The organism is Leifsonia sp. AG29, assembly GCF_009765225.1.
In the GTDB taxonomy this organism is placed as follows: Bacteria; Actinomycetota; Actinomycetes; order Actinomycetales; family Microbacteriaceae; genus Leifsonia.
This window is the reverse complement of the sequence record NZ_VMSF01000001.1, coordinates 2,472,700-2,495,006: the sequence shown is the minus strand read 5'-3', so window position 1 is coordinate 2,495,006 and position 22,307 is coordinate 2,472,700. Positions and strand designations below refer to the sequence as shown.

Annotated in this window: 22 protein-coding genes; 18 read left to right on the top strand and 4 right to left on the bottom strand. The window is 70.5% G+C overall.

The window, feature by feature from the left end:
- Positions 1-23 precede the first annotated feature (23 nt).
- Positions 24-962, bottom strand: a complete 939-nt coding sequence (gene coaA / locus FPT20_RS12000; protein WP_158865570.1) for a type I pantothenate kinase — start codon at positions 960-962, stop codon at positions 24-26.
- Positions 963-1,054: 92 nt separating this feature from the next.
- On the opposite strand from coaA, the gene glmS reads away from it, so the two are divergent.
- The 8 genes from glmS to FPT20_RS11965 all read left to right on the top strand — a co-directional run bounded on the left by glmS (position 1,055) and on the right by FPT20_RS11965 (position 7,835).
- Positions 1,055-2,905, top strand: a complete 1,851-nt coding sequence (gene glmS, locus FPT20_RS11995; protein ID WP_158865568.1) for a glutamine--fructose-6-phosphate transaminase (isomerizing) — start codon at positions 1,055-1,057, stop codon at positions 2,903-2,905.
- 7 nt (positions 2,906-2,912) lie between these two features.
- Entirely contained in the window at positions 2,913-3,269 is a 357-nt protein-coding gene (locus FPT20_RS11990) for a holo-ACP synthase (protein ID WP_158865566.1), read from the top strand.
- A complete protein-coding gene (gene alr, locus FPT20_RS11985) occupies positions 3,266-4,381 on the top strand; it encodes an alanine racemase (RefSeq protein ID WP_158865564.1) in 1,116 nt (371 codons plus the stop codon). The genes FPT20_RS11990 and alr overlap by 4 nt, the downstream gene beginning before the upstream one ends.
- Positions 4,378-4,929, top strand: a complete 552-nt coding sequence (tsaE, locus tag FPT20_RS11980) for a tRNA (adenosine(37)-N6)-threonylcarbamoyltransferase complex ATPase subunit type 1 TsaE (protein WP_158865562.1) — start codon at positions 4,378-4,380, stop codon at positions 4,927-4,929. The genes alr and tsaE overlap by 4 nt, the downstream gene beginning before the upstream one ends.
- A 9-nt stretch (positions 4,930-4,938) precedes the next feature.
- Positions 4,939-5,559 carry a tRNA (adenosine(37)-N6)-threonylcarbamoyltransferase complex dimerization subunit type 1 TsaB gene (gene tsaB / locus FPT20_RS11975; protein WP_158865560.1) on the top strand — a complete coding sequence of 207 codons (621 nt, stop codon included), beginning with the start codon at positions 4,939-4,941 and terminating at the stop codon, positions 5,557-5,559.
- A complete protein-coding gene (rimI, locus tag FPT20_RS18025; RefSeq protein WP_233265500.1) occupies positions 5,556-6,056 on the top strand; it encodes a ribosomal protein S18-alanine N-acetyltransferase in 501 nt (166 codons plus the stop codon). The genes tsaB and rimI overlap by 4 nt, the downstream gene beginning before the upstream one ends.
- A gap of 9 nt (positions 6,057-6,065) precedes the next feature.
- The gene (gene tsaD, locus FPT20_RS11970; RefSeq protein ID WP_233265499.1) at positions 6,066-7,136 is read left to right on the top strand and encodes a tRNA (adenosine(37)-N6)-threonylcarbamoyltransferase complex transferase subunit TsaD; all 1,071 of its coding nucleotides are present in this window, start codon (positions 6,066-6,068) and stop codon (positions 7,134-7,136) included.
- 120 nt (positions 7,137-7,256) lie between these two features.
- Positions 7,257-7,835: a DUF4190 domain-containing protein gene (locus FPT20_RS11965; protein ID WP_158865558.1), complete on the top strand. Its 579-nt coding sequence runs from the start codon at positions 7,257-7,259 to the stop codon at positions 7,833-7,835.
- Here FPT20_RS11965 and FPT20_RS11960 read toward each other — a convergent pair.
- Positions 7,832-9,025, bottom strand: coding sequence for a THUMP-like domain-containing protein (locus FPT20_RS11960; protein ID WP_158865556.1), 1,194 nt, complete (start codon positions 9,023-9,025; stop codon positions 7,832-7,834). The two genes, FPT20_RS11965 and FPT20_RS11960, sit on opposite strands and share 4 nt — an antisense overlap.
- Positions 9,026-9,159: 134 nt before the next feature.
- Here FPT20_RS11960 and groES point away from each other — a divergent pair, with 134 nt between their 5' ends.
- The 3 genes from groES to guaB all read left to right on the top strand — a co-directional run bounded on the left by groES (position 9,160) and on the right by guaB (position 12,125).
- Positions 9,160-9,456, top strand: coding sequence for a co-chaperone GroES (gene groES / locus FPT20_RS11955; protein ID WP_158865554.1), 297 nt, complete (start codon positions 9,160-9,162; stop codon positions 9,454-9,456).
- 96 nt (positions 9,457-9,552) lie between these two features.
- On the top strand, positions 9,553-10,521 hold the full coding sequence (gene rarD, locus FPT20_RS11950) for an EamA family transporter RarD (RefSeq protein WP_233265498.1): 969 nt from the start codon (positions 9,553-9,555) through the stop codon (positions 10,519-10,521).
- A 101-nt stretch (positions 10,522-10,622) separates the two neighbouring features.
- The gene (gene guaB / locus FPT20_RS11945; protein ID WP_158865552.1) at positions 10,623-12,125 is read left to right on the top strand and encodes an IMP dehydrogenase; all 1,503 of its coding nucleotides are present in this window, start codon (positions 10,623-10,625) and stop codon (positions 12,123-12,125) included.
- Positions 12,126-12,354: 229 nt separating this feature from the next.
- Here the strand turns inward: guaB and FPT20_RS11940 are convergent, their stop codons facing one another.
- Positions 12,355-13,503 carry a MalY/PatB family protein gene (locus FPT20_RS11940; protein ID WP_158865550.1) on the bottom strand — a complete coding sequence of 383 codons (1,149 nt, stop codon included), beginning with the start codon at positions 13,501-13,503 and terminating at the stop codon, positions 12,355-12,357.
- Between the two features lie 48 nt (positions 13,504-13,551).
- On the opposite strand from FPT20_RS11940, the gene FPT20_RS11935 reads away from it, so the two are divergent.
- The 7 genes from FPT20_RS11935 to guaA all read left to right on the top strand — a co-directional run bounded on the left by FPT20_RS11935 (position 13,552) and on the right by guaA (position 21,425).
- Entirely contained in the window at positions 13,552-14,670 is a 1,119-nt protein-coding gene (locus FPT20_RS11935) for a GuaB3 family IMP dehydrogenase-related protein (RefSeq protein WP_158868110.1), read from the top strand.
- A gap of 35 nt (positions 14,671-14,705) precedes the next feature.
- Positions 14,706-16,493, top strand: coding sequence for a glycerol-3-phosphate dehydrogenase/oxidase (locus tag FPT20_RS11930; RefSeq protein WP_158865548.1), 1,788 nt, complete (start codon positions 14,706-14,708; stop codon positions 16,491-16,493).
- Between the two features lie 94 nt (positions 16,494-16,587).
- Entirely contained in the window at positions 16,588-17,121 is a 534-nt protein-coding gene (locus FPT20_RS11925) for a cation:proton antiporter regulatory subunit (protein WP_233265497.1), read from the top strand.
- Positions 17,122-17,126: 5 nt separating this feature from the next.
- On the top strand, positions 17,127-18,494 hold the full coding sequence (locus FPT20_RS11920) for a cation:proton antiporter (RefSeq protein ID WP_158865546.1): 1,368 nt from the start codon (positions 17,127-17,129) through the stop codon (positions 18,492-18,494).
- Between the two features lie 82 nt (positions 18,495-18,576).
- A complete protein-coding gene (locus FPT20_RS11915) occupies positions 18,577-19,362 on the top strand; it encodes an SURF1 family cytochrome oxidase biogenesis protein (protein WP_158865544.1) in 786 nt (261 codons plus the stop codon).
- 4 nt (positions 19,363-19,366) lie between these two features.
- Positions 19,367-19,816 carry a DUF3817 domain-containing protein gene (locus FPT20_RS11910; protein ID WP_158865542.1) on the top strand — a complete coding sequence of 150 codons (450 nt, stop codon included), beginning with the start codon at positions 19,367-19,369 and terminating at the stop codon, positions 19,814-19,816.
- Positions 19,817-19,838: 22 nt separating this feature from the next.
- Positions 19,839-21,425, top strand: coding sequence for a glutamine-hydrolyzing GMP synthase (guaA, locus tag FPT20_RS11905; RefSeq protein ID WP_158868106.1), 1,587 nt, complete (start codon positions 19,839-19,841; stop codon positions 21,423-21,425).
- Positions 21,426-21,496: 71 nt separating this feature from the next.
- Here guaA and FPT20_RS11900 read toward each other — a convergent pair whose 3' ends face one another.
- Complete coding sequence (locus FPT20_RS11900) at positions 21,497-22,288, bottom strand: Bax inhibitor-1/YccA family protein (protein WP_158865540.1); 792 nt, start codon at positions 22,286-22,288, stop codon at positions 21,497-21,499.
- Positions 22,289-22,307 lie beyond the last annotated feature (19 nt).

Sequence of the window (22,307 nt, the reverse complement as noted above, 5' to 3'; positions counted from 1 at the left end):
ACCTCAGGCGCCTCGGCGGCCGGTCAGAGCTTGCGCAGGAGCACCGAGCTGACGGTGTGGTCGGCGTCCTTGCGGAGCACGAGCTTCGCCCGCGAGCGCGTGGGGCGGATGTTCTGCACCAGATTCGGCTCGTTGATGCTCGTCCAGATCGACGCGGCACGCTCGCGCGCCTCCTCCTCGGTGAGGGAGGCGTAGCGGTGGAAGTAAGACTTCGGGTTCGCGAAGGCGCCGCGCTGCAGCTTGAGGAAGCGCTCCTCATACCAGCGGGCGATGTCGCGCGTCCGGGCGTCGACGTAGACGCTGAAGTCGAACAGGTCGCTGACGGCGAGCCGGTTGCCGCCGCCGGCCGGCTGGAGCACGTTGAGCCCCTCCACGATGAGCACGTCGGGGCGCCGCACCACGATCTCGGCGTCGGGGACGATGTCGTAGCTGAGGTGCGAGTAGAAGGGGGCGCGCACCTCCGGGGCGCCGCTCTTCACCGCCGTGACGAACCGCAGGAGGGCCCGGCGGTCGTACGACTCCGGGAAGCCCTTGCGCTCCATGAGGCCGCGACGCTCCAGCTCGGCGTTCGGGAGGAGGAACCCGTCGGTCGTGACCAGCTCCACGCGAGGGGTGTCATCCCAGCGGGAGAGCAGCTCGCGCAGGAGGCGCGCGATCGTCGACTTGCCGACGGCCACGGAGCCGGCGACGCCGATGACGAAGGGGGTCGAGGCGGCGCGCTCGCCGAGGAACTCGCTCGTGACCCGGTGCAGCTGCTTCGTGCCGCCCACGTACAGGTTGAGGAGGCGGCTGAGCGGCAGGTAGACCTCGGAGACCTCCTGCATGTCGAGAGGGTCGCCGAGGCCGCGGAGCTGGACGATCTCGGTCTCCAGCAGCGGGAGGCGCGTGTTCTGGGCGAGCTCCGCCCAGTCGGCCCGGCTCAGCTCGACGTACGGGGTGGAGGAGTCGCCGTTCTCAGCCATAGGCGACAAGTCTAGGGGCGTCCCGACGCGCCGCGTGCGTGCCGCCCGTACCCCAGAAAGGTCCCAGGCGGCCCCACGATAGACTCGACCTCATGTGTGGAATCGTGGGTTACGTCGGCACCGACAAGAGTCTCGAGGTGCTGCTGGGCGGTCTGAAGCGCCTCGAATACCGGGGCTATGACTCGGCCGGCATCGCCGTGATCGGCCCGGACGGCGCCCTCGGCACCGCCAAGAAGGCCGGCAAGCTCTCGGAGCTCACCGCCGAGCTGGGGGCGCGGCCGATCCCCAACGGCCAGACCGGCATCGGCCACACGCGCTGGGCCACCCACGGCGGCCCCACCGACACCAACGCCCACCCGCATCTCGGCGACGACGGGCGCCTCGCCGTCATCCACAACGGCATCATCGAGAACTTCGCCACCCTCAAGGACGAGCTCCTCGCCGACGGCTTCACCTTCCGCTCCGAGACCGACACCGAGGTGGCCGCCGTGCTGCTCGGCCGCGAGTACCGCGTCACCGGAGACCTGAGCGAGGCGTTCCAGCGCGTCGTCTCGCGGCTCGAGGGCGCCTTCACGCTGCTGGCGCTGCACCAGGACCAGCCGCACGTCGTGGTCGGGGCCCGCCGCAACTCGCCCCTCGTCATCGGCCTCGGCGACGGCGAGAACTTCCTCGGCTCCGACGTCGCCGCCTTCGTCGAGCACACGCGCCGGGCGATGGCGATCGGCCAGGACCAGATCGTCACGATCACCCCCGACTCGGTGACCGTCACCGACTTCGCGGGCGCACCGGTCGAGGTCGAGCCGTTCGAGGTCGCGTGGGACGCCTCCGCCGCCGAGAAGGGCGGCTGGTCCTCCTTCATGGCGAAGGAGATCGCCGAGGAGCCCGACGCGGTCGCGAACACGATCCGCGGGCGCGTCGCCGACGGGGAGGTCCGCATCCCCGAGCTGGACGCGCTCGGCGACGAGTACTTCGCCGGGATCGACCGCATCACGATCCTCGCCTGCGGCACCGCCGCCTACGCCGGGCTCGTCGGCAGCTACGCCATCGAGAAGTGGGCGCGCGTCCCCGTGACCGTCGAGCTCAGCCACGAGTTCCGGTACCGCGAGCCGGTCCTGACCGAGGGCACCCTGGTGATCTCCATCAGCCAGTCGGGTGAGACGATGGACACCCTCATGGCGGTCAAGTACGCGCGGGAGGCCGGTGCAAAGGCGATCTCGGTGTGCAACACGCAGGGCGCGACGATCCCGCGCGAGTCGGATGCTGCGCTCTACACGCACGCCGGGCCCGAGGTGGCGGTCGCCTCCACGAAGGCCTTCGTCGCCCAGATCACGGCGCTCTACCTGTTCGGCCTGCACCTCGCGCGCGTGCGAGGCACGCTCGCGGAGGCGCAGCAGCACGACGCGCTCGAGGAGCTGCAGGCCGTCCCCGAGAAGATCCAGACCGTCCTGGAGGCGCACGACACGATCGCGCAGCTCGCGCGCTGGATGTCCGACACCCGGTCGGTGCTCTTCCTCGGCCGCCACGTCGGCTACCCGATCGCCCTCGAGGGCGCCCTCAAGCTCAAGGAGCTGGCCTACATCCACGCGGAAGGCTTCGCCGCGGGCGAGCTCAAGCACGGTCCGATCGCGCTCATCGAGCCCGGGCAGCCCGTCTTCGTGGTCGTGCCGAGCCCCCGCTGGTCGGACGAGCTCCACAAGAAGGTCGTGTCGAACATCCAGGAGATCCGCGCCCGCGGCGCCCGCGTCATCGCGATCGCCGAGGCCGGTGACGCGGCGGTGCTCCCGTTCGCCGACGAGGTGATCCGCATCCCGCTGGCCGCGCCGCTCTTCGAGCCGCTGCTCGCCGTGATCCCGCTCCAGATCTTCGCCATGGAGCTGTCGGCGGCGAAGGGCCTCGACGTCGACCAGCCGCGGAACCTGGCCAAGTCCGTCACCGTCGAGTAGGGGCGCCGTGATCGCGGGCATCGGCGTGGACGTGGTCGACCTGGCGCGGTTCGAACGCGCGGTCGACCGCAGCCCGCGACTGCGCGAGCGGCTGTTCACGGAGGCCGAGCGCCTCTTGCCGACGCACTCCCTCGCCGCACGGTTCGCAGCCAAGGAGGCCCTCATCAAGGCCCTGGGCGGCTCGGAGGGCGTGCGCTGGCACGACATGGAGATCGTCGCGAGCGATGAGGGCGACCCCGGGTTCGTGCTGCACAACGTGGTCGAGCGCCAGGTCCGCGAGCGCGGCATCACGAGCATCCACGTGTCGATGACGCACGACGCCGGCGTGGCGGCGGCCTTCGTGGTGACGGAGCGGCAGCCGTGAGCGGTCCGTTCCGCGAGCGCAGGGTCGACCTCGGCGCCATCACGGAGAATGTGGCGCGGCTGCGCGACCTCGTCGGCACCGAGCACGTCATGGTCGTGGTGAAGGCGGACGCCTACGGGCACGGCGCGGTCGAGAGCGCCCGGGCGGCGATCGCGGGAGGCGCCGACTGGCTCGGCGTCGCCGAGATCGCCGAGGCCCTCCAACTGCGTGCGGCCGGGGTCGACGCGCCGGTCCTCGCGTGGCTCCACGACCCCGACGAGGACTTCACGCAGGCCATCGACCACGCGGTGGACCTCGGGCTCTCCTCGCTGGCCCAGCTGGAGGCGGTCGCCGCCGCACCGAGCTCCCGGACCCCGTTCGTGCAGCTGAAGCTCGAGACGGGGCTGAGTCGGAACGGCGTCGCCGAGCAGGAGTGGGACGCCGTCTTCGCCCGCGCCGCGCAGCTCGAGGCCGAGGGGCGTCTGGTCGTCCGCGGGCTGTTCAGCCACCTCTCCAACGCCTCTGCCGAGCACGATCGGGAGGCGGTGGCCCTCTTCCAACGCGGGCTCGAGCGGGCCGAGGCAGCAGGCCTGCGGCCCGGGCTCCGGCACATCGCCGCCAGCGCGGCCGCCCTGACGCTCCCGGAAGCGCGATTCGACCTGGTTCGGCTCGGTATCGCGGCCTACGGACTGTCGCCGTTCGGCGGCTCGGCTCGCGACCTGGGGCTGCGTCCCGCGATGACCCTGCGCGGTCGGGTCGCCGCGGTCCGGCGCGTTCCGGCCGGCAAGGGGGTGTCGTATGACTACACCTACCGCACCGAGCGCGAGACGACACTGGTGCTCGTGCCGCTGGGGTACGCGGAGGGGATCCCGCGTCACGCCTCCAACAGCGGCCCGGTGATGATCGGCGGCCGGCGGTTCCGAGTGAGCGGCCGCGTCGCCATGGACCAGTTCGTCGTCGACGTGGGCGATCTGCCGGTCGCCGTCGGCGACGAGGTGGTGCTCTTCGGCGACCCGGCGACCGGCGCTCCCACGGCGGACGACTGGGCCGAGGCGGCCGGCACCATCAACTACGAGATCGTCACCCGTCTCGGGGGGCGGCTGCGCCGGACCTTCACCGGAGGAGCCGAATGAGCGAGGTCTTCAGCGTCCCGCTGACGCGCGTGGTCTCGACCCCGGAAGACATGCACGAGTTCGGCCTCGCCCTCGCGGCCGAGCTGCGACCCGGCGACCTCGTCGTCCTCACCGGCCCGCTCGGTGCGGGCAAGACCACCCTGACCCGCGGGATCGGCGAGGGCCTGGGGGTGCGCGGCCCGGTCACGAGCCCCACGTTCGTGCTCGCGCGGACCCATCCCAGCCTCGTCGGGGGCGCGCCGTTGGTCCACGTCGACGCCTACAGGCTGTCGAGCGCGCTCGAGCTCGATGATCTCGACATCGACTTCGAGCACTCCGTCGTCGTGGTCGAGTGGGGCGCCGGGATGCTGGACGGTGTCGCCGAGTCGTGGCTCGAGGTCGAGATCGACCGGCCGACGGGTGCGAGCGCCGCACCCGGGGCCGACGAGCCCGAGGCCGTCGACGGGGAGGCGGTCGACGAGGAGGCGGTCGACGAGGAGGCGGTCGACGCTCCCGAGCCCCGCACGGTCCGGGTCACCGGCTTCGGTCCGCGCTGGACCGGCGAATAGGCTGGGGGCATGCTCCTCGCCATCGACACGTCAGCCGGGACGAGCGTCGCCGTCGTCGACCGGGAGGGCGGGGTGCTCGCGGAGGTCGTCGAGACCGATACGATGCGGCACGCCGAGGTCATCGGCAGCATGATCGAGGAGGCGCTGGCGGCGTCGGGCGCCGGACGCGCCTCCCTCTCGGGCGTCGTCGCGGGGATGGGGCCCGGACCCTTCACGGGTCTCCGCGTCGGCATCGCGGCGGCGAAGGCGTTCGCGATCGGAATCGAACGTCCGCTGGTTCCGGTCGTCAGTCATGACGCCGTCGCCTACGACAGCTACCTCTCTGGAGCGTCCGGCCCTCTCCTCGTGGTGACGGACGCGCGCCGCCGCGAACTGTACTGGACGGCGTATTCGGGCGTGGACGAGCTCGGGCTGCCGGTCCGCCTCGCCGGCCCCGGCCTCGGGAAGCCGGCAGAGCTGCCGCACCCGGAGTTCCCGCGGCTCGACGCGGGCATCGTTCCGGCCGGCCGGCTCGGGATGATCGCCGAGCTGCGATACGCGAACGGTATTCCGTTCGACCCGGACGAACCGCTCTACCTGCGCTCTCCCGACGTCACGCTCTCGGCAGGGCCGAAGCGGGTGAGCGCGTGACCGGGCAAGCCGGGGGCGCGTGGCAGCTGCGCCGCGCGAACGCCGATGATGTTCCCGCCATCATGGAGCTCGAGCGCGCGACGTTCGTCACGGACGCCTGGTCCGACGCGACCATGATGTCGGAGGTCACCGGCTCGAACGGTTACTACCTCGTCGCGATCGATTCGGCCGGGGGCGACGCGATCGACGGCTACGCCGGACTCCTCGCGCCGCGCGGCTCGGGCGAGGGCGACATCCAGACCATCGCCGTGGCGCCCAGCGCACGTCGGCGCGGACTCGGTCGGCAGCTGATGCTCGCCCTCATCGGGGAGGCCCGGAAGCGCGGGGCCCGCGATGTCTTCCTGGAGGTGCGCGCCGACAACCCCGGCGCCCAGCAGCTGTACCGCTCGCTCGGCTTCGAGGGGGTGGGGGTGCGTCCCCGCTACTACCAGCCGGACGGGGTCGACGCCATCGTCATGCGGCTGCACGTGCCCGAACCCGAGACCACCATCGCCTGAGGACCGACCATGAACCGTGACACCCCGCTCGTTCTCGGGATCGAGACCTCCTGCGACGAGACCGGCGTCGGGATCGTGCGCGGGACGACACTGCTCGCGAACACGATCGCGTCGTCGATGGAGGAGCATGCCCGCTACGGGGGCGTCGTGCCGGAGGTCGCCGCCCGAGCGCACCTGGAGGCGCTCACACCCACCCTCCGCACCGCGGTCGCCGATGCCGGCATCGAGCTGGCCGACGTCGACGCGATCGCGGTCACCAGCGGCCCCGGTCTCTCCGGCGCGCTGATGGTGGGGGTCGGGGCGGCGAAGGCGCTCGCGGTGTCGCTCGACAAGCCGCTGTACGCCGTGAACCACCTGGTCGGCCATGTCGGCGCCGATCTCCTCGACGCGGCGGGAGGCCCGGGCCACCCGGTGGAGCTGCCGACGATCGCCCTCCTCGTCTCCGGTGGCCACACCTCCCTCCTGCTCGTGCACGACCTCGTCTCCGACGTGCGTCTGCTCGGCGAGACGATCGACGACGCCGCCGGGGAGGCGTTCGACAAGGTGGCCCGCGTGCTCGGCCTGCCGTATCCCGGCGGACCGCAGATCGACCGCGTCGCGGCGGACGGCGACCCCCGCGCGATCCGGTTCCCGCGCGGCCTGACGAAGCCGAAGGATCTCGAGCGGCACCGCTACGACTTCTCGTTCTCGGGCCTCAAGACCGCCGTCGCGCGCTGGGTGGAGCAGCGCCAGGACGCGGGCGAGGAGGTGCCGGTGGCCGATGTGGCCGCATCCTTCCGGGAGGCGGTCGCCGACGTCCTCCTGAGCAAGGCGATCGCGGCCTGCCGCGACCACGACGTGCCCCGCCTGCTGCTCGGCGGCGGCGTGGTCGCCAACGCACGCGTGCGTCAGCTGGCTGTCCAGCGCGCCGCCGAGGCGGGGGTCGAGCTCCGCATCCCGGCCCTGTCGCTCTGCACCGACAACGGGGCGATGATCGCGGCGCTCGGGGCGCAGCTCATCATGGCCGGGCACGCGCCGAGCGGGCTCGGCTTCGGCGCGGATTCGACCCTCCCGGTGACGGACATCCAGGTCGCCGGCTGAGGGGGCACGGCCTTGACGGGGACGTTGACACTCTCCGGGGCCGCTGTCACCATGGAGGCGTTACAGCGTTTTCTCAGGAAGCTCTGACGAACGAGCTTGCGCCAGAAGGAGAGGGTCCCCATGAGCGATCCGAACGTCCCCGCGGACAACGAACCCCGGGAGGGCGCTGTTCCTCCTCCCGGAGAGCCCGGGGCTGTGCCCCCTCCGCCTCCCTCGTACGAGCAGCCGCCCGCGCCGGGTCAGCCGGCCCCGCCGCAGCCCGCCCCGGGCCAGCCGTACGGCCAGCAGCCACCCGCGCCCGGGTACGGCCAGCCGCCCGCCCCAGGGTACGGCCAGCAGCCCGCACCCGGGTATGGCCAGCAGGCGTACGGCCAGCCCGCCTACGGCCAGCCGGCGCCGGGCTACGCCCAGCCGTACGGCCAGCCCGCCGCGAAGTCGCCCATCCTGAGCATCCTCTCCCTCGTCGGCGGCATCATCGGCGTCGTCCTCAGCCTGGTCTGGGGGATCGGCTTCCTGTTCGGCGTCGCCGGCGTGATCCTCGGATTCATCGGCCGCAACCGCGAGCCTCAGGCCCGCGGCTTCTGGCTGACGGGCATCATCCTCGGGTTCGTCAGCGTGGCGCTTGCGATCATCTCCTGGATCGTGCTCGCGGTCATCTTCGCGAACATCTCGAACAACGTCTACAACTACGGAGGCTAGGAGCCGATCCGCTCCGCGAGCAGCGCCGTGTGCCGCCCGGCGACCCTGGTCAGGATCAGGGTCGCCGGGCGGTCTCCGTCGAGCGCCAGGCGCTTGCGCAGCGTCGCCGGGTCGACGTCCACACCCCGCTTCTTGATCTCCAGCGTGCCGATGCCGCGCTGACGGAGGGCGCGCTTGAGGTCCTTCTCGGCATAGGGGAGAGGCTCCAGGATGCGGAACCCGGCGGCGAACGGCGTCTCGACCGGCCGATCGGCGGTGATGTAGGCGATCCGGTCGGAGAGCATCCACCCGCCGATGCTCCGGGCGAGGTCGCCGATCAGGCGCGCGCGGATGACCGCGCCGTCGGGCTCGTACAGGTACTCGCCGAGCGGTCCGATCTCGGCGTCCTCGCTGTCCGACTCGGCCGTCAGCTCGTGCGCTGAGTCGCCACGGACGACGAGTGCGGCGCGGTGGATCCCCGGCCGCGTCAGAGCCCCGAACCAGAGGCCGAGCTCCACCGTCTGCCCGTCCACCGACACCCACTGGGCCTCCGCGGTCGAGGGGATGAGGTCGCGGTCGAAGCCGGGGCCGAGCTTCAGGCCGACCGAACGACCCGTCGCGAGCTCGTACGCGAAGCCGAGCGACGGCGTGTAGTCGTCCGGATCGGTGAGCCGCTCCGTGTTCGTGTGCCCCGCGCTGCGGCGTGCGGGATCGAGGAAGACGCCGTCGATCGCCCGGAGGTCGACCTCCTCGGCCCGCATGTGCTCCACCGTGGCCGTCGGGAACGGCGCGAGGTTGAACGCCGCGATGGCCGCCGTCACCTCGTCCGCCTCGACGGCGGTCACCTCCAGCTCGAGCGCCGCGAGCGCCAGGGCATCCCCGCCGATGCCGCAGCCTAGGTCGGCGACGCGGGTGAGCCCCGCCGAACGGAAGCGCCCGGCGTGACGCGCGGCCACCGGGAGCCGCGTTGCCTGCTCGAGTCCAGCCTCCGTGAACAGCATGCGTGATGCGAAGTCGCCGAACTTCGCCGCGCCCTTCCGCCGCAGCTTCGACTGCGTGAGCACGGCGGCGACGAGGGCCGGGGAGTGCCCGGCCTTCCGCAGATCCGAGACGATCCGGAGGATGTCGCGCTCGCTGTGATAGGGAGGCAGCGAGTCGAGGAGGCGCAGGCCCTCGGGGCTGAGCAGCTCGACCAGTTCGGACCGTTCCATGCCTCCACGCTACCCTTGGCACTCACGTTGCAAGACTGCTAATCCACCCCCTAGACTCGTGTTAGCACTCTCAGTGCGAGTTTGCTAATCAGTCTTGGTTCACACCAGTGCTAGTCACAGGAAAGAGGTCAACCGTGTCGGTCTCCATCAAGCCGCTCGAGGATCGCATCGTCATCAAGCAGGTCGAGGCTGAGCAGACCACTGCCTCCGGTCTGGTCATCCCCGACACCGCCAAGGAGAAGCCCCAGGAGGGCGAGGTCGTGGCGGTCGGCCCCGGCCGCATCGACGACAACGGCAACCGCGTGCCGCTCGACGTCGCCGTCGGCGACAAGGTGCTGTACTCGAAGTACGGCGGCACCGAGGTCAAGGTCGGCGGCGAGGACTTCCTCGTCCTCTCGGCGCGCGACGTCCTCGCGGTCGTCGTCCGCTGACACACCCCCTTCCCCGGAGGCCCCGGGCGCGCTCGTCGCGTCCGGGGCCTCCGGCGTCTCCGGTGCGTGTCGTGAGTCGGAGGTAGAGTCTCAGGAGTGTCACAGCGATCCCAGACGTCGTCGGCTCCCACCGGGAAGCCGCTGACGGAGCACCGCACCTCCGGCCTCGTCTACGCCGTCTCGGCGTACGTGCTGTGGGGTTTCCTCCCGATCTACTTCATCGCGCTCGCTCCCGCCTCCGCGTGGGAGATCGTCGCCTGGCGCGTCCTCTTCTCGCTGGTCTTCTGCGCGATCGTCATCGCCGCCACCCGAGCGTGGCGCCCCTTCGCCGCCCTGCTCCGCGACCGGCGCACCTTCTTCACCATGGGCGCCGCGGGCGCGCTCATCTACGTGAACTGGCAGACTTACGTGCTCGCCACGGTGAGCGGTCATGTCGTGGAGGCGGCGCTCGGCTACTTCATCAACCCGATCGTCACCGTGCTGCTCGGCGTGATCGTGCAGCGCGAGCGGCTCCGCGTCGCCCAGTGGGTCGCTGTGGGCGTGAGCGTCGTCGCGGTGATCGTGCTCGCGGTCGGCTACGGAGCGTTCCCGTGGATCGCCCTGCTGCTGGCCTTCTCGTTCGGCTTCTACGGCCTGATCAAGAAGCGCGTCGGCGCCCGCGTCGACGCGGTCTCCGGGCTGACCCTCGAGACGCTGTGGCTCACGCCGGTCGCGATCGTCCAGCTCGTCATCGTCGCGATGACCGCGGGCATCACCTTCGGCACCGTCAGCGTCTGGCACACGGTGGCGCTCGCGGGCGCCGGCGTGATCACGGCGGTGCCGCTGCTGTTCTTCGCCGCTGGTTCCCGTCGCCTCCCGCTCGTGTACATGGGCTTCATCCAGTACTTCGCGCCGTTCATCCAGTTCCTCGTCGGCGTCGTCGTCCTGCACGAGGCGATGCCTCCGGAGCGCTGGGTCGGATTCGCCATCGTGTGGCTCGCGCTCCTCATCCTGAGCGTCGACATGATCGTCGCCGCGCGGCAGGGGCGGCGGCAGGCCGAGCTCGACCTGGCGCCGGTCGAGTAGCGTCCCCTCCGCCCCTCCCGGGACGGATGAGGCCGGAATACTCCCCAGGCTTCAGCCGTTACCATGAGACATCCACACACGCGCGACCTCAAAGGGGTGACATGGATCAGGCGGATCCGTTCGGTTTCATCGGTTTGACCTACGACGACGTGATGCTGCTCCCGGGGCACACCGACGTCATCCCGAGCGAGGCGGACACCTCCACTCGTCTGACCAAGCGCATCACCATGGCGACCCCGCTCCTGTCGAGCGCCATGGACACCGTGACGGAGTCGCGCATGGCCGTGGCGATGGCCCGCCAGGGCGGCATCGGCATCATCCATCGCAACCTCTCCATCGAGGACCAGGCGGCGCACGTCGACAAGGTCAAGCGGTCCGAGTCGGGGATGATCACCAACCCGGTCACCACGACCCCCGACGCGACGGTCGAGGAGGTCGACCTGCTGTGCGGCCAGTTCCGCGTGAGCGGGCTCCCGGTCGTGGAGCCCGACGGCACGCTCGTCGGGATCATCACGAACCGCGACATGCGGTTCGTCTCGCCGTTCGAGCGCTCGACCACCAAGGTGCGCGACGTGATGACGCGCCAGCCGCTCATCACCGCGCCGGTCGGCATCGACCCGGACTCGGCGGTCGCGATCTTCGCCGAGCACAAGATCGAGAAGCTGCCGCTGGTCGACGCCGAGGGCAAGCTCGGCGGCCTCATCACGGTCAAGGACTTCGACAAGAGCGAGAAGTACCCGTTCGCCACGAAGGATGACGAGGGCCGCCTGCGCGTGGGCGCCGCCATCGGCTTCTTCGGCGACGCGTGGGAGCGCGCCATGACCCTGGTCGACGCGGGCGTCGACGTCATCGTCGTCGACACCGCGAACGGCGACAGCAAAGGCGTGCTCGATATCATCTCGCGGCTCAAGCACGAACCCCGCGCCTCCCACATCGACGTCATCGGCGGCAACGTGGCGACGCGGAGCGGAGCACAGGCGCTCATCGACGCGGGCGCCGACGCGGTCAAGGTCGGGGTCGGCCCGGGGTCGATCTGCACCACCCGCGTGGTGGCCGGCGTGGGCGTCCCCCAGGTGACGGCGGTGTACGAGGCGTCCCTCGCCGCTCGTGCCGCGAACGTCCCGCTGATCGCCGACGGCGGTCTGCAGTACTCCGGCGACATCGCCAAGGCGCTGGTCGCCGGCGCCGACAGCGTCATGCTCGGCTCGCTGCTCGCCGGCACAACCGAGTCGCCCGGCGAGCTGGTCTTCGTCAACGGCAAGCAGTACAAGAACTACCGCGGCATGGGCTCGCTCGGCGCGCTGCAGACCCGCGGCAAGAAGACCTCGTACTCGCGGGACCGCTACTTCCAGGCCGACGTGCCGAGCGACGAGCAGCTCATCGCCGAGGGCATCGAGGGCCAGGTGCCGTTCCGCGGCCCGCTCTCCGCCGTCGCCTACCAGCTCGTGGGCGGCCTGCGCCAGTCGATGTTCTACGTCGGTGCCCGCACGATCCCCGAGCTCAAGGCCAACGGCAAGTTCGTCCGGATCACGCCCGCCGGCCTGAAGGAGTCGCACCCGCACGACATCCAGATGGTCGTGGAGGCGCCCAACTACCGCCGCTGATCCTTCAGCGCAGGAGGTCCGGTCTCGGTTGAGGCCGGACCTTCGTGTTTCTGCCGTGCGCCTCCGTTCGCCCGGCCGGCGCCGCTGCGCGCCTCCTGCTGCGGATAACGGAGGACGATCGACGGCCGGGGCCGCGGTTTCGCGGGTTCGGGAGGAGGCTCGCGGCACGGAGCGGTCGGAATGCCTCCCGGAGCGCAGGGTCTCCTGCGTTCGTGAGGAGGCGCAGCGGTCAGAGTGCGGCGATCCGGTCGATCGCCTCCGTGAGGACCTCGGGCGAGCACGCGAAGTTGAGCCGGACGAACCCGGCGCCCTCGCGGCCGAAGTCGGTGCCCGGGTTCAGGGCGACTCGCGCCTCCTCGAGGATGCGCCGAGCGGGGTCGTCGCCCCAGCCCTGCTCACGGAAGTCGAGCCAGGCCAGGTAGCTCGCGTGCGGTTCGCGGTAGAGCACCCGCGGGAGCCGGTCGGTGAGGAGGACGCTGAGGAGCTGCCGGTTCGTCTCGATCGCACGGAGGGCTCCGTCGAGCCACTCTTCGCCGTGGCTGTAAGCCGCCGTGGTGGCGATGCGGCCGAGGTGACTGGTCCGCACCTCCACCTCGATCGGAAGCGCCCTGACGCGGGCGGCCATCTCCTCCGAGCCGGCGACGAACAGGGCGCACTTCAGACCGGCGAGGTTCCAGGCCTTGCTGGCCGCGTGCGCGGCGACGCCCACCTGACGCGCCTCCTCCGAGACGGAGAGGAAGGGCGTGAAGGCGGCGTCGGAGTGGGTGAGCGGGGCATGCACCTCGTCGCTCACGACCCAGGCGCCGTGGTGGGCCGCCAGCGCGGCCACCGCCTCCAGCTCGGCGCGCGGGTGCACCAGGCCGAGCGGGTTGTGCGGGTTGCACAGGAGGAGCACGCGGGCCCCACCGGCGAACGCCCGCTCCAGCCCGGCGACGTCGAGCGCCCACCCGGCGCCGTCCTCGCCGCCCTGCAGCAGCGGCACCTCCTCGACCACGCCGCCGGCCTCGGGGATGAAGTCGTAGAACGGCGGGTAGACGGGCGGCGTCACGATGACCCGGTCGCCCGGTTCGATCAGCATCCGGAGGGACTCGACGAGCACGACGCCCACATCGGTGGTCGTCCGGGCGCGCGCCGGATCGACCTCCCAGCTCCACCGCCGCGACGCGAAAGCGGCGAACGCCTCCTGGGTCGCGCGGTCCGGGCCGATGTACCCGGTGTCGCTGCGGTCGATCGCAGCGTGGAGGGCGGAGGCGATGGGAGGGGCGAGCGGGTAGTCCATCTCGGCGACGAAGAGGGGGAGCACGTCGTCCGGATACTCGCGCCACTTCTCGCTGGTCCGCTGGCGGAGTCTGCTCAGTGGGTCTGCTTCGACGGTCACGGGTCTACTCTGACAGATCGGGTCCCGCCATAGACTGAACGGGTGAGTATGGAGATCGAGATCGGACGCGCCAAGCGCGCCCGCCGTGTGTACGCCTTCGACGACGTCGCCGTGGTGCCGAGCCGCCGCACGCGCGACCCCGAGGACGTCTCCGTGTCCTGGGCGATCGACGCCTACCAGTTCTCCATCCCCTTCATCGCGGCCCCGATGGACTCCGTGGTCTCGCCGACGACCGCCATCATGATCGGGCAGCTCGGCGGCCTCGGCGTGCTCGACCTGGAGGGCCTGTGGACCCGCTACGAGGATCCGGAGCCGCTCCTCGCCGAGATCCGGTCGCTGCCCGCCGAGCGCGCGACCGCCCGCATGCAGCAGATCTACTCGGAGCCGATCAAGCCCGAGCTGGTGACGCGCCGCCTCGCCGAGATCCGGGAGGGGGGCGTCACCGTCGCGGGCGCGCTCTCGCCTCAGCGCACTCAGGAGCTCTACGAGACGGTGGTCGACGCCGGCGTCGACCTGTTCGTCATCCGCGGCACCACAGTGTCGGCCGAGCACGTCTCGAAGAATGTCGAGCCGCTCAACCTCAAAAAGTTCATCTACGAGCTCGACGTGCCCGTGATCGTGGGAGGCGCGGCCACCTACACCGCGGCCCTGCACCTCATGCGCACGGGCGCGGCCGGCGTGCTCGTCGGGTTCGGCGGGGGCGCCGCCTCCACCACGCGCTCCACGCTGGGCATCCACGCCCCGATGGCGACGGCCGTCGCCGATGTCGCCGGGGCGCGGCGCGACTACATGGACGAGTCGGGCGGCCGGTACGTCCACGTCATCGCCGACGGCGGTCTCGGCAGCTCGGGCGACATCGTCAAGGCGATCGCGTGCGGCGCGGACGCCGTCATGCTGGGTACGACGCTCGCCCGCGCGACCGACGCGCCGGGCGGCGGCTGGCACTGGGGTGCGGAGGCGCACCACCCCCAGCTCCCGCGCGGAAACCGGGTCCAGGTGGGGCAGGTCGCGCCGCTCGAGGAGATCCTGTACGGCCCGGCTCCGGTCGCCGAGGGCTCTGCGAATCTGGTGGGAGCACTTCGCCGCTCGATGGCCACCACGGGATACTCGGACCTGAAGGAGTTCCAGCGCGTCGAAGTCGTCGTCGCGCCGTACCTGGGGCACTAGCTTTCGGCCGGAACCGGCCGAGGAGGGAGGCAACGATGGCACAATCGTCGAACCCCGCCGTGGCGTACTCGTCACGGCTCGGCCCGGCCGAGCGGGCAGCCGCGATCGCGGCGCTCAAGGAGACGGAGCTCGACATCCTCGTGGTCGGAGGAGGGATCGTCGGGACGGGGAGCGCGGTCGATGCCGTGACCCGGGGCCTGAAGACCGGTCTCGTGGAGGCCCGCGACTTCGCGTCGGGCACCTCGAGCCGTTCCTCCAAGCTCGTCCACGGCGGCATCCGCTACCTCGAGCAGCTCGACTTCCGGCTGGTCCGGGAGGCGCTCATCGAGCGCGGGCTGCTCCTGCAGCGGATCGCGCCCCACCTGGTCAAGCCGGTGCGCTTCCTGTACCCCCTGCACAAGCGGGTGTGGGAGCGCTTCTACATCGGCGCCGGAATGATGCTCTACGACATCTTCTCGTACAGCGGCCTCCGGCCGCCGGGGGTGCCGCACCACCGCCACCTGAGCAAGCGCCAGGTGCTCAACGCCATCCCGTCGATGAACAAGGACGCCCTCATCGGCGGCCTCACCTACTACGACGCCCAGGTCGACGACGCGCGCTACGTCGCGAACCTCGCCCGCACGGCCGCCCACTACGGAGCCCACGTGGCCTCCCGGGTCCGCGTCGAGGGGTTCATCAAGGTGGGGGAGCGCGTCGTGGGCGTGAAGGCTCACGACCTCGAGACCGACGAGCGGTTCGAGATCCGCGCGAAGCAGGTCGTCAACGCCACCGGGGTCTGGACCGACGATACGCAGTCGATGGTCGGCGAGCGCGGTCAGTTCAAGGTCCGCGCCTCCAAGGGCATCCATCTCGTGGTGCCGCGCGACCGGTTCCAGTCGAAGATGGGGCTCATCCTCCGCACCGAGAAGAGCGTGCTCTTCGTCATCCCGTGGGGCCGGCACTGGCTGATCGGCACCACCGACACCGACTGGCACCTCGACAAGGCCCATCCGGCGGCGACGGCGGCCGACATCGACTACCTCCTCGCCCATGTCAACGAGGTGTTGAACGTCCCGCTCACCCGGGAGGACGTCGAGGGCGTCTACGCGGGGCTCCGCCCGCTTCTCGCCGGCGAGTCGGAGCAGACCTCCAAGCTGTCCCGCGAGCACCTGGTGGCGCACTCCGTCCCCGGGCTGGTCGTCATCGCGGGCGGCAAGTGGACGACGTACCGCGTGATGGCGAAGGATGCCATCGACGCGGCGGTCGACGCCCTCGACGGCAAGATCCCGCAGAGCACGACCATGGAGATCCCGCTGATCGGGGCGGAGGGCTACCAGGCCGCGTGGAACCGACGGCGCCGGATCGCCGAGGAGAACGGCCTCCACGTCGCGCGCATCGAGCACTTCCTCAACCGGTACGGCACGCTGACCGACGACATCCTCCAGCTGATCCGCGACGACCGCTCGCTCGCCGACCCGCTGCCGGGCGCCGACGACTACGTCGGCGCCGAGGTGGTGTACGCGGCCACCAACGAGGGCGCGCTGCACCTGGAGGACGTGCTCGCCCGGCGCACGCGCATCTCCATCGAAGCCTGGGACCGCGGCGTCTCGGCGGCCCCGGTCGCCGCCTCCCTCATGGCGCGCGTGCTCGGCTGGGACAAGGACCGCGAGGAGCGCGAGGTGCGCACCTACCTGCGCCGGGTCGAGGCCGAGCGCGCCAGCCAGCTGCAGCCCGACGACGAGTCCGCCGACCGCATCCGGCTCCAGGCGCCCGACATCGTCGACGTCGACGCGGAGGCCGCGAAGGCTGCTGCCGGGTCGAAGGCGCCAGCCGCCGGCGCCTGAGGCACGCCAGGAAGGCCCTCCGGGACGACCGACCCCGGAGGGCCTTCGCGCGCCTCCGGTAGGCTGGAGGCAACCCCCTGACGGCTGGAGACGGATGATGGTTGACGTTCGACGGGTCAAGCTGCCCGGTGTCGGCGTGCTGCACACGTTCGTGACCGACGACGGCGGCAAGGTCGGGGTCATCGCACACCGATCCGGGCACAGCGACCTCATCACCTTCTCCGACCACGAGGACGGCGCCGACGTCACCAAGGTGTCGCTCCGCCTCAACGAGGACGAGGCGCACACCCTCGCCGAGCTCCTCGGCGGAACGCAGATCACCGAGTCGCTCACCGCTCTCGATCAGATCCCGGGGCTCAGCATCGACTGGTTCACCGTCGACTACGAGGACTACATCGCCGGGCAGCAGCTCGGCGCCCCCGGGGACCGCGGCTTCGTCGGCCTGACGGTCGTCGCGGTCGTGCGCGGCGATTCCGCCAACCCGGCTCCCGCGCCGGACTTCAAGGTGTTCCCCGGTGACACGCTCGTCGTCGCCGGCAGCCCGGAGAAGGTGGCCAAGGCCTTCTCGTTCTTCCGCTCGGGCGAGGTCTCGTCCCGGGTGTCCGCCGACGCTCCGCCCGGAGGCTGACCGACGTGCATCTCGGCGAAGACCTCATCGTTCTCGGCATCCTGCTGCTCGTGGCCTACGTGCTCGGGCGCCTCGGCAAGCTGGTGGGTCTTCCCGCGATTCCCATCTACATGCTGGTCGGACTGCTGGCGAGCCCGCACACCGGGTGGTTCCCGCTCAACTTCGACAGCACCTACATCGAGCTCATCGCGATCTTCGGGCTCATCCTCCTGCTGTTCAACCTCGGGCTCGAGTTCGACCAGGACGAGTTCTTCGGCAACTTCGGCAAGCTCATCGTCTCGGGCGGCTCGTACATCGTCATCAACATGGGCGTCGGGCTGGCGTTCGGCTTCTGGGTGGGCTGGGGGACCCGGGAGGCGCTGATCATCGCCGGGATGACGGCCACCTCCTCCTCGGCCATCGTCACGAAGCTGCTGATCGAGCTGCGGAGGCTCCCCAACACCGAGACCCCGATGATCCTCGGCGTGACCGTGGTGGAGGACATCTTCATCGCGATCTACCTGGCGATCGTCTCGGTGGTGCTGAGCGGCGAGACGGACTTCTGGCCGGTCGTCGCGAAACTCGCGATCGCGTTCGCCTTCCTCGTGGTCATGTTCACGGTCGCCCGGTGGGGCGGGCGCTTCGTGTCGCGACTGGTCCGCACGAAGGACGACGAGCTGTTCACGATCCTGTTCTTCGGACTGGGCGTCCTGTTCGCCGGTCTCGGCGAGCTGATCGGCGTGACCGATGCGATCGGCGCCTTCCTCATCGGTCTCGTCCTCGGGGCGACCAAGCACCGCACCAAGATCGAGCACATCGCGATCCCGCTCCGCGATGTCTTCGCGGCTTTCTTCTTCCTCAACTTCGGGCTCGCACTCGACCCCGCGAAGTTCCCGTCGGTGCTCGTCCCGGTGCTGCTCGCCGTGCTGATGACGATCGTGCTCAACATCGCGGCGGGCCAGTTCGTCGCCTGGATCAACGGGATGGGCGTCCAGGCCGGGATCAACACCGCGGCGATCCTCCAGAACCGCGGCGAGTTCGCGCTGATCCTCGCCACCTTGTCCCTCGCGGCGGGCCTGGACTCCCGCATCCAGCCGTTCGCCGGCCTGTACGTGCTCATCATGGCCGTGCTCGGCCCGATCCTCGCAGCGAACTCCGAGAGGATCGGTGCGATGATTCTGCGGTCCGACCCGTCGAAGCGCCGCGGGCGGAGACCGAGAAGCGATCGCATGCTCGACGAGGAGATCGCCCTCGTCGAGGCGGCGACAGCGGACCTCGGCCCCGCAGCGCGGCGCGACCCGACGCGGGCGGACCAGACGCAGCAGGCCGTCGACCGGATCGTCGAGCAGGCCATGCAGCAGCAGGACATGAGCGCCGAGCGAAAGCAGGACTGACATCAGCACGACCCCCGGCTCCCCGGCCGCCTCCGCGGGCGCTCCGGAGAGCATCCCCGCGGAGGAGACGACCCTCTTCCGCATGATGCTCCGTCCTCGCTGGATCGGGGCGCTCCTCCTCGCGCTCGCACTCGCCGCGGGGTTCGCGGCGCTCGGGCAGTGGCAGCTGGAGCGCGCCATCGAGTCGGGGAAGGCGGTCGAGACGCCGAGCGAGACCGTGCTGCCGCTCGAGTCGGTCGCTAAGCCGGGGGGCCCGATCACGGACCGGGCGGTCGGCCAGCTGGTCACGTTCACGGCCTCCTTCGTGCCGGGCGACTACCAGCTCCTCCACGATCGCCTCAACCAGGGCCGGAGCGGCTGGTGGGTGGTCGGTCACGCGACCGTGCAGGGAACGAATGGACCGGTGGCGCTCGCCGTGGCCCGGGGCTGGGCTCCGGACGAGGCCGCGGCGAAGGCCGCGGTCGCACGACTCGACGCCGGACCGACGGAGGACGCGAAGCTGGTGGGGCGCATCCTGCCCGACGAGCAGCCGGAGGTGCCGACCGACAAGAAGCACCCCCAGCTCATGCGGACGCTCGGCGTCGGCGCGCTCTACAACCTGTGGACCGCGGTCGACGGTGTCGACGTCTACAACGCCTACGTCGTCGAGCGCGGAGCGCCCGCCGGCCTGACGGCGATCTACTCGCCGCCTCCCATCGCCCAGACCGAGCTGAACTGGCTCAACATCTTCTATGCCGCCGAGTGGATCGTCTTCGCCGGATTCGCCATCTTCTTCTGGTACCGCCTCGTGAAGGACGCGAAGGAGAAGGAGGACGAGCTGAGGGAGCTCGCAGCGAGCGAGGCCGCGCACGCGGGGAAAGTAGAATAAGCCCATGCCCCTCGCTCCGAAACCCGAAGACTTCCCGAAGATCCGGGGCGCCCTGCGGTTCTACCAGGTGTTCGCTTACGTCACCGGGATCATGCTCCTGCTCCTCTGCGTCGAGATGATCGTCAAGTACGGCCTCGGCTACCAGCTCTTCGCGTTCAGCAACTACGGCGCCCTCACCTTCGTCCCGGTCAGGACGGCCGTCGCACCGACCGGCCTCGACCTCAGCACCGGCATCCTCATCGCCCACGGCTGGCTGTACGTCGTCTACCTCTTCTCCGACTTCCGCCTGTGGAGTCTCATGCGCTGGCCGTTCACCAAGTTCATCACCATCGCGCTGGGCGGCGTCGTGCCGTTCCTGTCCTTCTTCGTGGAGGCGCGCATCACCAAGCAGGTCAAGACCTACCTGGCCGGCCGCGAGGCCGAGGCAGCCAAGCTCGTGGAGGCGACAAATTAGCACCGACGCAGCGTTCAGCGAGATCCTCGGGGGAGCCGACTCGGCCAACCCCTCCGGACCGGTCCTCGTGGTCGACTTCGGCGCGCAGTACGCGCAGCTGATCGCCCGCCGGGTCCGCGAGGCGAACGTCTACTCCGAGATCGTCCCGCACACGGTGACCGCCTCCGAGGTGGCCGCCAAGCGGCCGTCCGGGATCGTGCTGTCCGGCGGCCCCTCGAGCGTTTACGAAGAGGGCGCCCCCCAGCTCGACGAGGCGATCTTCGAGCTCGGCGTCCCCGTCCTCGGCATCTGCTACGGCTTCCAGGTGATGGCGTCGGCGCTCGGGGGCGAGGTCGCGAAGACCGGGCTGCGCGAGTACGGCTCGACCGCGGTGCGGATCTCCGATGGCGGCGTCCTGCTCGACGGTCAGCCCGCGGAGCAGACCGCGTGGATGAGCCACGGCGACTCGGTGTCGCGTGCGCCCGAGGGCTTCGAGGTGCTCGCCTCCACCGAGGGCGCCCCCGTGGCCGCGTTCGCCAACGACGACCGGCGGCTCTACGGGGTGCAGTGGCACCCCGAGGTGAAGCACTCGCAGTACGGGCAGGCCGTGCTCGAGAACTTCCTCCACCGCGCCGCGGGCATCCCGGCCGATTGGAACAGCGGCAACGTGATCAACGACCAGGTCGCCGCGATCCGGGCGCAGGTCGGCTCCGGTCGCGTGATCTGCGCGCTCTCGGGAGGCGTCGACTCGGCTGTCGCCGCCGCGCTCGTGCACAAGGCGGTCGGCGACCAGCTCGTCTGCGTGTTCGTCGACCACGGGCTCCTCCGGAAGGACGAGGCCCGGCAGGTCGAGGAGGACTACGTCAAGGCCACCGGTGTCCGGCTCGTCACCGTCAACGCTCAGGAGCAGTTCCTGGAGGCGCTGGCCGGCGTCAGCGACCCGGAGACGAAGCGCAAGATCATCGGCCGCGAGTTCATCCGCGTGTTCGAGAAGGCGCAGGCCGACCTGATCGCCGAGGCGGAGAGCGAGGGCGACCCGATCCGCTTCCTCGTGCAGGGCACCCTGTACCCGGATGTCGTCGAATCGGGCGGTGGAACGGGTACCGCCAACATCAAGAGCCACCACAACGTGGGCGGCCTTCCCGAAGACCTCCAGTTCGAGCTCGTCGAACCGCTACGGACGCTCTTCAAGGACGAGGTCCGAGCGATCGGCCGCGAGCTCGGGCTGCCCGAGGCGATCGTCTCCCGCCAGCCGTTCCCGGGCCCCGGCCTCGGCATCCGGATCGTCGGCGAGGTCACGCAGGAGCGGCTCGACCTGCTGCGCGACGCCGACGCGATCGTGCGCGCCGAGCTCACCGCGGCCGGGCTCGATGCGGAGATCTGGCAGTGCCCGGTCGTGCTGCTGGCCGACGTCCGCTCGGTCGGTGTGCAGGGCGACGGTCGCACCTACGGTCACCCGATCGTGCTGCGCCCCGTCTCCAGTGAGGACGCCATGACGGCCGATTGGACGCGCCTCCCGTACGATCTGCTCGCGAAGATCTCGAACCGCATCACCAACGAGGTGGAGGGGGTCAACCGGGTCGTGCTCGACGTCACGTCGAAGCCGCCGGGGACGATCGAGTGGGAGTGACCCTCCCGCAGACGTGAGAAGGGCCGGGACGCTGCGGAAGCGTCCCGGCCCTTCTGGCGTGGAGCGACGGCTCAGTCGCGCGAGATGGCGAGCAGACGGAGGATCTCGAGGTAGAGCCAGATCACGGTGACCATGATGCCGAAGGCTCCGGACCAGCCGAAGGCGCGCGGTGCGCGGTTCTGGACGCCGCGCTGGATGAAGTCGAAGTCGAGCACCAGGGAGTAGGCGCCCATCAGCACGACGAGGATGCCGAGGATGACGCCGAGCTTGATGCCGAAGATCTCGACGCTGCCGCTCAGCCCGAACGGGTTGTTCGTGACGCCGAACAGCATCAGGCCGACGTTGATCAGCGAGTACACGACGTACCCGGTGATCGCGATGAGGAAGACCTTGGTCGCCTTGGCGGACGCGCGGATCTTGCCGGACGCGAACAGCGCGAGCGTGACTCCGACCACCGCGAAGGTCGCGATGACCGCCTGGACGACGACGCCGGGCCACTGCGCCTCGAAGACCATCGAGATCGCGCCGACGAAGATGCCCTCGACGCCCGCGTAGCTGAGCACGAGAGCCGGGGAGGGCTTCTTCTTGAAGATGTTGACGAGCGCCAGCACGAAGCCGATGAGCGCCGCGGGAATCGCCAGGGCCGGCACGAACCAGCCGATGCCCGCGCCGATCAGCAGGAGGACGAAGCAGAACGCGGTCTTCGCGATCGTGTCCTCGACGGTCATCCTGTCCGTTTCGACGGCCGTGGCCGACGGCGCCTGGTACATCTGCTCCAGGTTCTCAGCGCTGACCGTGGTGGCGGCCCGGCCGTTGCCGTTGAACGCCGGGTTGGTCGAGAAGGCCGGATTGTTGAGTGCCATGGGTTCCTCGCTCTGTCGG

Bases quoted from the DNA above. Each gene is read 5' to 3' on its own strand.
- FPT20_RS11910 (WP_158865542.1), top strand. From the start codon at position 19,367: ATGCCCCTCGCTCCGAAACCCGAAGACTTCCCGAAGATCCGGGGCGCC.
- FPT20_RS11915 (WP_158865544.1), top strand. From the start codon at position 18,577: ATGATGCTCCGTCCTCGCTGGATCGGGGCGCTCCTCCTCGCGCTCGCA.
- tsaB (WP_158865560.1), top strand. From the start codon at position 4,939: ATGCTCCTCGCCATCGACACGTCAGCCGGGACGAGCGTCGCCGTCGTC.
- tsaD (WP_233265499.1), top strand. From the start codon at position 6,066: ATGAACCGTGACACCCCGCTCGTTCTCGGGATCGAGACCTCCTGCGAC.
- FPT20_RS11900 (WP_158865540.1), bottom strand. From the start codon at position 22,288: ATGGCACTCAACAATCCGGCCTTCTCGACCAACCCGGCGTTCAACGGC.
- FPT20_RS11930 (WP_158865548.1), top strand. From the start codon at position 14,706: ATGGCACAATCGTCGAACCCCGCCGTGGCGTACTCGTCACGGCTCGGC.
- FPT20_RS11960 (WP_158865556.1), bottom strand. From the start codon at position 9,025: ATGGAACGGTCCGAACTGGTCGAGCTGCTCAGCCCCGAGGGCCTGCGC.
- FPT20_RS11935 (WP_158868110.1), top strand. From the start codon at position 13,552: ATGGAGATCGAGATCGGACGCGCCAAGCGCGCCCGCCGTGTGTACGCC.
- guaB (WP_158865552.1), top strand. From the start codon at position 10,623: ATGGATCAGGCGGATCCGTTCGGTTTCATCGGTTTGACCTACGACGAC.
- coaA (WP_158865570.1), bottom strand. From the start codon at position 962: ATGGCTGAGAACGGCGACTCCTCCACCCCGTACGTCGAGCTGAGCCGG.
- tsaE (WP_158865562.1), top strand. From the start codon at position 4,378: ATGAGCGAGGTCTTCAGCGTCCCGCTGACGCGCGTGGTCTCGACCCCG.
- FPT20_RS11925 (WP_233265497.1), top strand. From the start codon at position 16,588: ATGATGGTTGACGTTCGACGGGTCAAGCTGCCCGGTGTCGGCGTGCTG.
- glmS (WP_158865568.1), top strand. From the start codon at position 1,055: ATGTGTGGAATCGTGGGTTACGTCGGCACCGACAAGAGTCTCGAGGTG.
- FPT20_RS11965 (WP_158865558.1), top strand. From the start codon at position 7,257: ATGAGCGATCCGAACGTCCCCGCGGACAACGAACCCCGGGAGGGCGCT.